This is a genomic window from Ruminococcus flavefaciens (assembly GCF_900108555.1).
Classification (GTDB): Bacteria; Bacillota; Clostridia; order Oscillospirales; family Ruminococcaceae; genus Ruminococcus; species Ruminococcus flavefaciens_P.
Window position 1 is genome coordinate 62334 of the sequence record NZ_FNWV01000003.1, and the last position, 12367, is coordinate 74700.

The window sequence follows — 12367 nt, forward strand, 5'->3', positions numbered from 1 at the left end:
AACTGGCTCATGTCAAAACCGCCTGCGCCGCCCTGACCGCCAAACTGGCTCATGTCAAAACCGCCGCCTACATTACCACCACCGGCGTTTCCGCCGCCTGTCTGCTGACCCATCTGGTCATCGCCTGCATTTGTGGTAACGGTTACGCTCTTGACGTTAGCAGAACCGTTTGATCTGTATCCCTCAATGTTAAGAGATACTTCGTAGAGAGTACCTGACATATCAAGGCCCTTCTGGCTCCATGCGTCGAAGTGCTTGGATACGTCGATAGTGCCCTTCATGTAGTTTGTTGTATTGTTCTGTGAGCCGCTTGTTGTTCTTATGCTCCAGTACTGAGGGAATGTTGCGGTACCGTCGAGAGAGGGCTGGTTGTAACGCATTGTCTTGGCAATTTCATAGGTATTTCCGTTGAGGGTGATATTGCCTTTTCTCTCACCGTCGTTTCCGGGTGGTCTCCAGTCGCCCCAGCCTTCAACGATATAATATTCCATGAGAGGGTTTCTTGTCCAGCCGTATACACACATATATGAGTTTCCGCGCGGTGTGTACTCAACGTCGTATGTGAGAACAATGTTTCCGAAAGCCTTGTAATTCTTCTTCTGACTGTCGAAATTCTTGCCCATTCGAGCAAGGAAGTTCTCAATGTTGCTCCATGAACAGGTGAAAGAACCTGCGCCTGGGTTCATCTGAGCATTACCCTGGCCATTCTGATTCCACATCTCATAGTCGTATCCGCCGATATTTCCGCGAGTCTGCTGATCGGCTGCTGAAGCGACAAACGGGATGCTTGATGCGACCATCAGCGCTGAAACGGTGCCGCTGATGATCTTTTTGATTTTGGACTTTGCCACTAAAATCACTCCTTGTTTTTGTCTGCAAATGAATTGCAGCATTAATTTAGAACGAAATTTAGTAGTCCCCCAAATTTTTATCTACTTTTATTATAACATTGAAAAACTATTTGTCAAGTGTTTTTTTTTGTAACAAATAGTACGTTTTTGAGAACAAAATGAAAGTGCACTATGTATGCTAAAAGAAAACTGAGCCAGTTAACGCAGTCAGTTTTTTAGTTCTTTTGCTATACTGTTATTTGGTATTTCCGGAATATACATAAAATCATCCTTTCATCATAAAATCAAGTCTCACCAGTGCCTTGCCGTTTGGAAGGGGATAGGACTCCTGCAATATCAGCGTGTAGCCTGTTTCGGCCATAGCAGCCGTCAGTGCCTTTCCCTCCATCTGATGATGAACCTCGTCAAGTCTGTCGAATGTGTGAAGGTACGGCGACTCCGACACCCACTGCTTTTCGTCAGTATTTATCTGTATCACGCAGGAAACGTACTCGGGAACGGTCTGCAAAACTGCTTTCTGAAACGCTCCGTAGCCGATGTATTCGATAAGCAGATTCGCTATGAGCAGCTGTGTCTGCGGTAGTTTTTCTACCTCGTTCACAATGTCGGTGTGCAGGCATTCCAGTACGCCCGAAAGCTCAGTATATCGCTGAGATACCGCACGGAGGTAGTCTGCGTTTATGTCCACACCGTAGACCCTGCGGAACTTCTCGGGGCGGACGTGCTCAAGGCCGTTTCCCCCTGCGATACCCAATACCATAGCAGTCTCGGCAGGGGAGGCGCTGAACTGCTCCTGCATTATGGAATTCATTGCCTGAAGCTGCCGCACGGAGTCAAGGCTCATGTGTTTTTCGTAGTCGTCAAGACTTATTTCTTCCCATGGATTGCTCATATGCCGCACCTCTCCGGGTCATACTCATTCTCTATCAGGAAGCAGTCGAGCCCGTACCTGATACAGCCGCGGAGATACTCCTGATTGTCCTGCTTTATCTCCTCAATGTCAAGGTCGCCGGAAAGCCGCTTTTCGATAACATTCCCGAAGCTGACAATGTCGCTGAAATGGCTGTTTATGTAGTTTTCGCTCATAACAAGGCAGATGTATTTTATCAGCGAAAGGTAGTCGGCGTCGAAGCTCTTCGCAAATATTAATAATAACGGAAAGGTATACTGCGTTTTCTTGTTCTTTATTTGTTCATTATTATCTCAAAAAAGCATGAAATAACACGATAATTCAAAACGCAAATAATCGCCTTAAATGACGATATATCTACGTTTTTTGAATGTTTTTAAAAAGCTCAAAAACTCACTGGGTATGTTCAATTCCCGTACGGGTCACCATTCAGCAATCCCACAGACGGCTTAAAACAGCCGTTTGTGGGTTTTCTTTTTTCCTGAAAAATGAGTTTGTACGCTATTTGTACGCTACGCATATTTTTCAGCTTACAAGCCTCGCTTTTTTGCATTCTCCCTTATGCATAATAACGAATATTATTCATTTAGCTTTTTTGCATAGAATAAGCTCGCTGTCTGTTATTTCATCAGATGTCAGCGAGCTTATTTCTACCTTCATGGTATGGTCATGGATCTTGTAAGCGATGGCTTTGTATCTCTTCTGGAACAAGCGAAGTGCTATGATGAAACGCTCGGAGTCTCGCTGTGGAGCTATGCTCGGAACGGTATTTATGGCACTATGCTGCAGAGCATTCAGCGCATGATATGTAAGCTGTTCAAGCATACATAATTCTTCATCTGATAATTTTTCAATGTACTCTCCGTTTATTATCATGTCGTTTTACTCCTTTTTATTAATTACTTAAATAAGTCTCTATTTCAGTTTCTTTTACATTGGAATCAAAAGAAGAAGAATGAATTACTTTATCTTTTGAAGATCCAAAACTAAATGTATAATCTCCAATGTATGTATCATAATCATAGATATCTGATATTTCACCGTATGTTATCTGAGTAATATCCATATCCTTGACTATATTGATTCTGTGGCGTCCGTCCAATTCATGCTCATAAAGCCATTTTGCATAATTAACAGCAAATTCTTCCACCTGATCTGCATTGCAAATGTCTTCATTTACAAATATAATGTCAGAAACTCCGAGCTTCCATTGGAAATTCCCGTTTTCCACTTCCTTTTTCTCAATATCGCAGGCATTGACTCTAAAAAAAGCAATTACCTGATCTGAATCGAAATAATCCTTCATAAAGTCATTTGCCATTTCTTCTGCATAGTCAACGATCGATCTGTCACTGTAATCATCAGAAAAGCCGTCATTTGTCGCCTTTACAGTAACGGTATTTCTGCCATAATCATTGCCCAATAAGCGAGGGTATGCATACAGCGTTTCCGTCTGATTCGCCGCAGGCTCGAGGTATCCCGCATAGATGAACTCCTCGTCATACTTATCATTGAGATAGGTTATCATCTCGTAGATACGCTGAATTGATTTAAGCTGAGAATCTGTAAGCTTATCAGCTTCAGTGGGAAGTCCCTCTGCTGCAAGCACTTCCTTCTGCCAGTCATTCAGTATATCATTTGATTCCTGATTCGATGTTTCCACCTGTGAAGTATTTATGCTTGTTTGAGGTGGTTTGGTAGTTTGAGTTCTGCCGCATGAGCCGAGGCATACTACTGATGTGATCGTTGCAGTAAATAGTATTATAAGCTTTTTCACCTTTGAGCCTCCTATATATCATAAGTGATCTCATACACTCTCATTTCCTGCATTTTACAGGAAACGCACCCAACAGGTTTATTATCGCATAGTATGATATATTTCGGATTATCTCTTATTGAAGCTTCCATCATTTCTATCGTTTTACCATAACCGGGACAAGCACCAAATCTCCTGTAATCGCTGTAAAATGAAGCGTTATAGATATTTACCAGCATTTCTGCATCTTCTGTTTCAGCTTTTCTGTATTCTATCGTCACAGTTTGTCAGCTCCTTGATCTCCGATTTGTATTAGTAAATTATAGCATCACTGCCGCATCAATAAAACACCGCTGTGCGGAGTTCTTCCCCTGAACGTTTCAATTAACGCTCAGGGGCATTGCGTTTGTTTATGCTGCGGAGATAAATCAGTATTTATGTGAGAACCTGAATTAAATGAAGTTCACTTTCTCGTCTTCCTGTAAAAAACAAAACCGTCCTCTTCTTTTATGATCTGATACCCTAATTTTTCGTAAAAAGCGTTTGTCCGTACATTCCAGCTTGGAGTGTCAAGATCAAACTCCGCGGCAAATGGATAGTTCTTTTCTATGCACTCCATTAAACGAATTCCATATCCTTTTCTATGATAGACGCTGTCGATGAAAATTCTGCCAATGTACACACTGTTTTTTGTTTCATCCGGGAATATGACGGCTGCTCCCACAATATCTTTTCCTATCATTGCTTGATACAAATGCCCCTCTTGAGCCATCTGTTTATGCCATTCTACCGAATCATATCCGGGCGGACAGTCACCTTTTGCACCGCCGACATTTACGTCTGTTTCAAATGCTCTGACAGATATGTCTACAATTGTTTTTATCTGGTTTTCTTCTGCTGTAACAATATACATTCTACTTCCTCAATCGTCTTACAAATCTCGATTTATATTAGTAAACATTATACCATAGCATCACTGCCGTGTCAATAAAAGCTCTATAATACACAGGTTTTATATGAACAACGAAAAATTGCTTGCTATCCACGCCGATCTATGCTATAATTGTAGAAAAATACCGACAGGGAGGTCTCACCATGCTTGATTTCATAACCATAAACGAACACAGCAGTATCCGCGTTGACGAAGGAAAGATCATTTACTCCGATCCGTACAACATCAACTGCGCACCGCACGATGCCGACATTATCCTCATCACACACAGCCACTTCGACCACTACTCCCCAGATGATATCCGCAAGGTGATGAAGTCCGACACTATCATCGTCTGTCCGGACACTGTAAACGAGCCAAAGGAGCTTGGTCTGACCGTGAAACAGGTCTCCGCAGGCGAGCAGTTTGATGTCCTCGGTATCAGATTCGAGGCTGTTCCTGCGTACAATATAGGCAAACCCTTCCACCCAAAGTCCAACGGCTGGCTGGGATACATCATCGACAGTCCCGACCACGGACGCATTTACATTGCAGGCGATACGGACATCACTCCCGACAACAAACAAGTGAAGTGCGACATTGCGCTCATTCCTGCAGGAGGTACATTCACTACCGACGCTTCACAGGCTGCTGAGCTTGCAAACACTATCCGTCCGAAGTACGCGATACCCATTCACTACGGAACAGTCGTAGGAAGTCCTGCTGACGGTGAGAAATTCCGCAAGGCTGTGGACAGCGGCATAGAGGTAGTTATAAAAATCTGATGATAAATATCGTGAACAGTAAGAAGGCAGCCATTGCGGCTGCCTTTTTCATTATATTTCGTACTTCTCAAGTTTCAGAAGGGCTGTCTTTTTATCCAAACCGCCTGCATAGCCTGTCAGACTGCCGTCTGCTCCGACAACTCTATGACAGGGAATTATTATCGAGACGGGATTATGTCCGACGGCACTTCCGACTGCCTGAGCCGACATATGCTCAGCACCTTGCTGATTTGCGATGATATTTGCTATCTCGCCATAGGTCATTGTCTGTCCGTAAGGTATCGTAAGAAGTATGTCGTACACTGCCTTTCGGAATGGTGTTGTGTTCAAACTTATAGTCGGAGTGAAATCCGGCTCTTTTCCGCTGAAATAAATATCGAGCCAGTTGCAGGTCTGCGTAAATATCGGCAGCTCTGCTTCGTTGCTTTCCGATATGAGCTTATGGGGAAAGTATTTCTGCCCGTCGAACCATAGTCCTGTCAGTGCTTCGCCGTCACTGGCGAGGGTGATACCTCCGAGGGGAGAGGTATAGTGAAATGTGTTATTCATGCTTTCATCATCCCTGATATCTAATCTGAAAATAATCAAGATAAGCCTTGAAACGGTCCTGTGCAGTCAGCACCGTATCCGTCAGCCAGCCACGTTCCTGTTCCCAGTTCTTTAGTCCGCGATAGTAGAACATCTTCAGATCGTCGGATATGATAAATGGAACTATATCGTGACGCAGGCACTCCTTCAGCATTATTAGCCTGCCAACTCTGCCGTTGCCGTCCTGGAACGGATGTATGGACTCAAACTGATAGTGGAAGTCGATTATATCTTCAAGCGTGATTCCTTTCAGGTCGTTGTACCGTGATACGAGCTTTTTCATTCTTGCAGGCACTTCATCGGGAGCAGCAGTCATTTCGCCGCCAACTTCATTAGCGAACTTTTTATACTTGCCAACTGCAAACCATTCCTTTCTGCTGTCAGCGGTACCTGTTTTCAGCATCTTGTGAAGCTCCTTGATAAACGCCTCTGTTAAAGGCTTTTCAGCATTCTCGATAACATAGTCTATACAGCGGAAGTGGTTGACCGTCTCGACGATATCGTCGACGTTAACGGCTTCATTTTCAAAGCCTAAGGTGTTGGTCTCGAATATATATCGCGTCTGGTCATGGGTCAGCTTGCTTCCCTCAATATGATTGGAATTATAGGTCAGCTCGATCTGCAACTTGTGATAGATACCGCCGTGCTGATTGCTGCTTTTCTGCTCTCTGAGAACCTCAAGCAGAGTTTCGGAACGTTTCAGTTTACGGCGTCCCGGTCTGACAGCATCGGCAGGGATTTTCCATGTTTTGCCTATAAGGACAGCGCCTTCGATGCGTCTTTCCGCACAGTAGTTGCGGACTGTACGCTCGGATATCCCCCATAATTCAGCCATTTCGGCCACACTTCTGTATTTCACGATATCACCTCCATAGTTCTATTATATCATATTATCGGCAAGAAATCAATGATAATGCATAGAAATTCTTGCCGATAAAAACTATACCACAGGTTTACTTGACATTTCCATAATGCCGTGATATAATGATGTCAACACAAGGGAAAAGCTCCCGGAATTCTTACTAACGAAAGGGTGAAAACAATGAACGCTATCATGAACAACGCTATGTCTGCATACATTTGTGCTTTTGATTTCCAGCAGTCAGGCTATTTCTTCCAGCAGGAGGATAATGGCTCAGTTTTGCTGCGCACAGGACAGAAAAGAGCTTGTTCGGTCATCCTAAAAAGGTGAGCAGAGATAGTGTTGCATTGTAAACCATCTTCTGATAGAACAACGCCGTCTGTGTGCAGTATGAAACTCACACAGGCGGTTTTTATTATTCTATTCAGAAAGGTGGTTATTTTTATGCCCATAGCAGCTCCGACTATCGATATGATAGCAACAGGCGCAAACATCAGAGCTTTGATAAAAGGCAAAGGACTCAAGGTGGCTGATGTACAAACAGTATTCGGGTTCAACACACCGCAAGCGATATTCAAGTGGATGAGAGGAGACGCTATGCCCTCTATCGACAACATAGTCATACTGGCACATATACTTGATGTGCCTATTGACGAGATAATTATAACTAATTAAACACTCCCGCCCTTGTCGGCGGGGCTACATTTCCGCTTCGTCTAATGGTAGGACATCTGCTTCTGACGCAGAAGATGTAAGTTCGATTCTTTCAGCGGGAACCAGCGCAGAGCGAGTCCGTGCAGTTTCGCGGTTCAGTTTTTCTGATTCGCAATTTTTTACGCACATTAAGCCATATCTGATTTGCAACATATACCCAACGATGACTGTATAGCCAAGTGGAAAGGCAATGGACTGCAACTCCATGAGCGCAGGTTCAAATCCTGTCACAGTCTCCAGCACAGTGCCTGTGCTCCCTTCCACGATGGCGCTCGTTTTACTCGCTCACTTTTTATGAGCCTGTCAGTCTGCTTTCGCTTATGGCACTGTCATGTTTTACAGATAGTTTTCACACATTCCGTTTCGTCTAACAAGCAGGACATCGGTCTTTGACTCCGATAATGGAAGTTCGAGCCTTCCAACGGGAACCAGGTCAAACTATGAAAGGAAATGATAACAATGAGCAGAAAATTAGCAAGTATACAAAGGATATGGAAGATAGAACCTATCGAAGGCGCTGACAGGATAGAGCTGGCTTATGTTCTCGGCTGGCAGTGCGTAGTAAACAAGGGACAGTTCAAACCAATGGACTTAGCCGTATATTTTGAGATAGACAGCTTTATTCCCGTCAGACCTGAGTTTGAATTTCTGAGAGCGTCCAGCTACAAAAACACTGACATCATGGGCGAGGGATTCCGTCTGAAAACTCAAAAATTCCGAGGACAAGTATCGCAGGGACTTTTGCTGCCTATAAGTATATTCCCCGAAATACCGACTGATATTGAGCTTGGAGCAGATGTTACCGAGATACTCGGAGTTCACAAGTGGGAGATAGAGGAACGCGCAACCTCCGGCGGAACCATCATCAGAAACCTGCCGAGAAGTATTCCTCATACCGATGAGACAAGGGTGCAGGCTGCACCTGAGCTCATAAAGGAGTTCACAGGACTTGAGTACTACATCAGCACCAAAATGGACGGCAGTTCCCACTCTATCAGTATAGATGAAGACGGTTTCCATGTTACAGGTCATAACTACGAGTACAAGGATGACGGCAACAGCGATTTCTACAAGCTTGTCAACGATTGCGGCTACAAGGAAAAACTCGAAGTATTTATGGGAAAAGAAGGACTTACTTCTATCACCGTACAAGGGGAGCTTTGCGCTCCGGGTATACAGCAGAACCGTCTGAAGCTCAAAAGACCTGAGTGGTATGTTTTCACTGTAATGGAGAACGGCAAGCGTGTCGGGCTTGAAAGAATGCTTGAAATATGCAGTGAACTGGAGTTTGCTGCTGTTCCGATAGAAGAGGTCGGTACAGACCTGCCTGCTAAATACCCAACCGTTGAAGCTCTGCTTGAACGAGCAGACGGCAATTATCCCAACGGCGGTAAAAAAGAGGGCATCGTCATACGTCCGACTGAGCCTGTATTCAGCAGCAATATCGGCGCTGAACTGAGCATGAAGGTGGTAAGCAACAGGTATCTGCTGAAAAATGATGACTGAAATCCAATTCAACCATTTATTGGTATTCTGAAAATTTCAATAATATTTCATGACTCTCTTGATTATCGCCAACTAAATTTGATAAAACAACAGTAGCTCTGTACGGGATCTGACCGCTTATACAGAGCTGCTGCATTTTTTACCTTATTTCACGTTTGAGAGCTCAATCCCTCTCTGTATCTCCACTGCTCGTTCCTCGCTGATACCACACTTTTCAGCGTAGTTATGCCAGTCAGACACAACGGATTCAGTCTCTGATATAGTCTTATGGCAGAACTCTGCGGTCAGTCCCATAGTCTTTCCACTGGCTATAAGATCGTCTGATGTTATACCCGATGTTTTACCGTTTATGGACATCTGATGCTTTGAAATCCATCTGTTATCTGGATTATACGCAAATGTCAGATCATATGCAGGAGAGAGTTTCCACTCTCCTTTACGGTCCATCAGGAATGAGAAATTCTTTACATGATCGTCGCAGTTACCTCCAATAACAGCAAATGCCATTCGCCTGAAAATCTGCTCTATGCCGCTTTTTCCTATACCAAGTCTCTTTGCATAATCGGTATATAATTCATAACTGCAAACATTCGGAGTGTTATAGTCGAAATGTCCGAGTGCAGCAAGAGTCTGCATATGTACTTTATCACCGTTTACACGGTCGAAGCGTTTCGTCATAAAATGATGAAGTCCATCTTTTTCATAAATGCGGCACTCGTTCATCTCAATACCGATGTCAACAGCCATAAGATAGTAAGCGTACTCAATAAGCGAATACTGCTTTTTATCAGCTAAGTTGTGGTCACCATTACCTGATACTCCGTCAAATTTTATGAGCCAGTAATCAAAGCCTTTTCCTGCGTCTACCTGTCCTGACTTTACTTCGCCAGTCTTTTCATTCCATGCAACGATAGCTTTTGCTCTTGCGCCGCCTGCTGAAGAGCCTATCTCCAACAGCTGCATTATGCTTGCTTCCTTATCGGAAAGCACTGCGCTCTCCTTGCCTGACAACACCTCAGATGCAAGCTTTGTCATTTCGGTCACATCGATCTCGCTGTTTATAAACTCAGGACTTGTAGCAGGAACATATTCAAGAGCTCCCATTCCACGTTTACCTGTGTAGCACAGTCTTTCTATCGCAGTAAACGATTCTGGTGAACGTCCCTGACCTGCAAGCCACTTATCTATAACAGCGTTACCGAACTTATCAGGCAGAGAATCTGCAAATAGTCCCGGGATACCATGAAATGCTTCAACACGGCTAAGCTCAGGGAATGAATATATCCTGTCAGATAAAGGCATCTTGAACGGCGACAGCTCTATCTCACTTCTGAGAAATTTTTTGTCATATTCAAAGCTTGCCGCTGCGTCATCGTCGCCCTGATGAATATATCCTATACGAGTACCCCAGAGGTACACTTCTGCTGTATTTATCATTCTTCATCGCCCCATTTCCAATCATTATCGTTTTTCTTGCGTTTTCTTGCTCTCTGTTTCGGAGCGTTGTTATCTACATAATGAGAGGGACGCTCCTGCGGATCAGGTATCAGCAGATCAAGTTTTTCTTCAAGGTCGAGTGCTTTGAGAAGCTTTATAAGATTGAGCAGACCTATATCACTGCCATTCTCAAAACGTGCTATTGTGCCGACTGAAACCATTGACTTCTCAGCAAGCTCTGTTCTTGTCATCGAAGCGGCTATGCGGTACTGCTTGAATCTCGACGAAAGCTCCTTAGCAATAGCCTTATCATGTAAATCCCTGTTTATCTTCATCACGGACGCTCCTTTCATCAACTTTTGCTGGTTTTATTATACCACAGCAACTAATAAAATGCAATATATTATTTTTTAAAATCGTAATTCGCATATAAAATACAATATATTGTATTTTATTGCTCTTCCAACTATCGCATATTTTGCGACAGTTCATTTCGATAAAACAACAGCAGCTCCGTTCGGGATTTGCCCGTATAATCAGAGCTGCTTTGGTCATTTTTTCGGTAGAGACGCGCCAATCCAACCACTTATTTACCACTTATTGGCACTGAAAATCGCTTAAAATCACTTGAAGTTACTATAATTGAAGCTTCAAAAATCCGCGATTTACAGTCATTTTCGCATTTTACTAAAAACTACTAAAATGCTCAGGATTAATTCAATTCCCGTACGGATCACTTCGTATAAGGCTCCTAAATGACGATATTTCGTCATTTAGGAGTTCTTTTTTTACCCTGATACGGCTTCTGTCCTTTATTTGTCCTTTATACAGCTTTTGACTGTCCTTTGCCATCATCGGGCTTTTTAAAGTCAAGCACTGAAGCTATCGCTTCACTTGCCCTCGCCTGAGCCTGATTAAATACATGACAGTAGATAGAAGTCGTCGTTGTTATCGTTGAGTGACCTAACGCTCCTGACACAGCTGCCGCATCCACGCCCTTGTTGATAAGAGCCGAGGCATAGAAGTGTCGCAGGGAGTGTATGTCACAAAATCGGAAATTGTTTTCTTCACAGAATTCTCTGAGCCAGAAATATGGTGTATTGTTGTTCATCGGCTCTCCATTCCACTTAACGAATAAACGATCATAATCTATCCACTTCGTACCGAGAGTAATACGCTCATCGTCCTGTTCTGCCTTGTATTCACGCAGCAGATCCATTACGTTCTGAGGAAATTTCAGCGAACGCTGAGACTTTTTCGTCTTTGTAGTATCAGTATAGATACCCTTGGAAGCGGTATAATTGCTTGTTCTGCGGACACTGATAACACAATTGTCCCAGTCAATGTCCTTCCATTCAAGTCCAAGCATTTCCCCGCGTCTGAATCCGCTGTATATTGCCAGAGTGACGAAAACGCGGTATTTCAGCGGTGCGTTCTCAAGGAGCTGAAAGAGCTTTTCTACTTCTTCAAGAGTGTAGATGTCTTTTTCCTTCTTCTCGCCCTTCGGAACTGTTACGCGTCTACAGGGATTATCAATGAGCATTTCCATCTTTAATGCATAACTGAATACATCGCTGATAAAGCTCAGGTGGTGAACCGCTGTCTTTCTCGACAGCGGTTTTCCGTTTTTAAGACTCTTTCCGTTAAGTGCCAGATCGTTGATGAACTGTTGGATATGACGGCTCGTGACCTTATCAAGCCTGAGATGACCAATTGCAGGATAAACTCTTACAGTGAGCTGCTTCATACGCTCATAGGAAGTATTTCTGAGGTTAAGCTTTGCATATTCCTCAAACCACTGCTCAGCAAAGTCCTGAAACTTAACATTTGCCGTTACCTGTCCCTTCATGCACTTTTCCTGAAACAGAATCTCTTGCCTTTTAAGCTCATTCATGATCTGCTTTTGAGTCATGCCGTCCGCAGGTTTCCATGACATAGTCTGAATAACCTGATTACCTGATGTGTCATATCCGCAGGAAACTCTTATCTGATAGGTGTTTCCTCTTTTTCTTGTAGTAGCCATAAAA

Annotated in this window: 16 protein-coding genes and 3 tRNA genes; 7 read left to right on the forward strand and 12 right to left on the reverse strand. The window is 43.6% G+C overall.

Going from position 1 to position 12367, the window contains the following annotated elements; genetic code table 11:
• The 7 genes from BLW60_RS05395 to BLW60_RS05425 form a co-directional block, all read right to left on the reverse strand.
• The coding region (locus BLW60_RS05395) for a glycoside hydrolase family 11 protein (RefSeq protein WP_175460891.1) at nucleotides 1–851 on the reverse strand (851 nt) is incomplete at its 3' end.
• Nucleotides 852–1116: 265 nt separating this feature from the next.
• The gene (locus BLW60_RS05400; protein ID WP_074715031.1) at nucleotides 1117–1743 is read right to left on the reverse strand and encodes a methyltransferase type 11; all 627 of its coding nucleotides are present in this window, start codon (nucleotides 1741–1743) and stop codon (nucleotides 1117–1119) included.
• On the reverse strand, nucleotides 1740–1937 hold the full coding sequence (locus BLW60_RS05405; protein ID WP_242872835.1) for a hypothetical protein: 198 nt from the start codon (nucleotides 1935–1937) through the stop codon (nucleotides 1740–1742). Before BLW60_RS05405 ends, BLW60_RS05400 begins: the two co-directional genes overlap by 4 nt.
• A 406-nt stretch (nucleotides 1938–2343) precedes the next feature.
• Nucleotides 2344–2637: a hypothetical protein gene (locus BLW60_RS17135; RefSeq protein WP_074715034.1), complete on the reverse strand. Its 294-nt coding sequence runs from the start codon at nucleotides 2635–2637 to the stop codon at nucleotides 2344–2346.
• 19 nt (nucleotides 2638–2656) lie between these two features.
• Nucleotides 2657–3538 (reverse strand): hypothetical protein, encoded by an 882-nt coding sequence (locus BLW60_RS05415; RefSeq protein WP_074715037.1) that lies wholly within the window; start codon nucleotides 3536–3538, stop codon nucleotides 2657–2659.
• Between the two features lie 11 nt (nucleotides 3539–3549).
• Nucleotides 3550–3798, reverse strand: coding sequence for a hypothetical protein (locus tag BLW60_RS05420; protein ID WP_175460893.1), 249 nt, complete (start codon nucleotides 3796–3798; stop codon nucleotides 3550–3552).
• Nucleotides 3799–3980: 182 nt separating this feature from the next.
• Nucleotides 3981–4430: a GNAT family N-acetyltransferase gene (locus BLW60_RS05425; protein ID WP_009983429.1), complete on the reverse strand. Its 450-nt coding sequence runs from the start codon at nucleotides 4428–4430 to the stop codon at nucleotides 3981–3983.
• Nucleotides 4431–4612: 182 nt separating this feature from the next.
• On the opposite strand from BLW60_RS05425, the gene BLW60_RS05430 reads away from it, so the two are divergent.
• Nucleotides 4613–5233 carry an MBL fold metallo-hydrolase gene (locus BLW60_RS05430; protein WP_074715040.1) on the forward strand — a complete coding sequence of 207 codons (621 nt, stop codon included), beginning with the start codon at nucleotides 4613–4615 and terminating at the stop codon, nucleotides 5231–5233.
• Nucleotides 5234–5284: 51 nt separating this feature from the next.
• On the opposite strand, the gene BLW60_RS05435 is transcribed toward BLW60_RS05430, so the two are convergent.
• Both BLW60_RS05435 and BLW60_RS05440 read right to left on the reverse strand, forming a co-directional pair.
• Nucleotides 5285–5782, reverse strand: coding sequence for a methylated-DNA--[protein]-cysteine S-methyltransferase (locus BLW60_RS05435; RefSeq protein WP_074715043.1), 498 nt, complete (start codon nucleotides 5780–5782; stop codon nucleotides 5285–5287).
• 7 nt (nucleotides 5783–5789) lie between these two features.
• Nucleotides 5790–6680, reverse strand: coding sequence for a Fic family protein (locus BLW60_RS05440; RefSeq protein ID WP_074715046.1), 891 nt, complete (start codon nucleotides 6678–6680; stop codon nucleotides 5790–5792).
• Between the two features lie 183 nt (nucleotides 6681–6863).
• Here BLW60_RS05440 and BLW60_RS16735 point away from each other — a divergent pair, with 183 nt between their 5' ends.
• The 6 genes from BLW60_RS16735 to BLW60_RS05465 all read left to right on the forward strand — a co-directional run bounded on the left by BLW60_RS16735 (nucleotide 6864) and on the right by BLW60_RS05465 (nucleotide 8903).
• Nucleotides 6864–7013 (forward strand): hypothetical protein, encoded by a 150-nt coding sequence (locus tag BLW60_RS16735; RefSeq protein WP_175460894.1) that lies wholly within the window; start codon nucleotides 6864–6866, stop codon nucleotides 7011–7013.
• A 114-nt stretch (nucleotides 7014–7127) separates the two neighbouring features.
• Nucleotides 7128–7358, forward strand: coding sequence for a helix-turn-helix domain-containing protein (locus BLW60_RS05445; RefSeq protein ID WP_028519945.1), 231 nt, complete (start codon nucleotides 7128–7130; stop codon nucleotides 7356–7358).
• Between the two features lie 30 nt (nucleotides 7359–7388).
• Nucleotides 7389–7462 (forward strand) — tRNA-Gln (locus BLW60_RS05450).
• 100 nt (nucleotides 7463–7562) lie between these two features.
• A tRNA-Cys gene (locus BLW60_RS05455) sits at nucleotides 7563–7636 on the forward strand.
• Between the two features lie 117 nt (nucleotides 7637–7753).
• A tRNA-Gln gene (locus BLW60_RS05460) sits at nucleotides 7754–7828 on the forward strand.
• A gap of 28 nt (nucleotides 7829–7856) precedes the next feature.
• Nucleotides 7857–8903, forward strand: a complete 1047-nt coding sequence (locus BLW60_RS05465) for an RNA ligase family protein (RefSeq protein WP_074715049.1) — start codon at nucleotides 7857–7859, stop codon at nucleotides 8901–8903.
• Nucleotides 8904–9047: 144 nt separating this feature from the next.
• Here BLW60_RS05465 and BLW60_RS05470 read toward each other — a convergent pair whose 3' ends face one another.
• From BLW60_RS05470 to BLW60_RS05480, 3 genes are all read right to left on the reverse strand, one after another.
• Nucleotides 9048–10340 carry a type II toxin-antitoxin system HipA family toxin gene (locus BLW60_RS05470; protein ID WP_074715052.1) on the reverse strand — a complete coding sequence of 431 codons (1293 nt, stop codon included), beginning with the start codon at nucleotides 10338–10340 and terminating at the stop codon, nucleotides 9048–9050.
• Nucleotides 10337–10675: a helix-turn-helix domain-containing protein gene (locus BLW60_RS05475; protein ID WP_051536336.1), complete on the reverse strand. Its 339-nt coding sequence runs from the start codon at nucleotides 10673–10675 to the stop codon at nucleotides 10337–10339. Before BLW60_RS05475 ends, BLW60_RS05470 begins: the two co-directional genes overlap by 4 nt.
• 488 nt (nucleotides 10676–11163) lie before the next feature.
• Nucleotides 11164–12363, reverse strand: coding sequence for a tyrosine-type recombinase/integrase (locus BLW60_RS05480; RefSeq protein ID WP_074715056.1), 1200 nt, complete (start codon nucleotides 12361–12363; stop codon nucleotides 11164–11166).
• Between the last annotated feature and the right edge of the window lie 4 nt (nucleotides 12364–12367).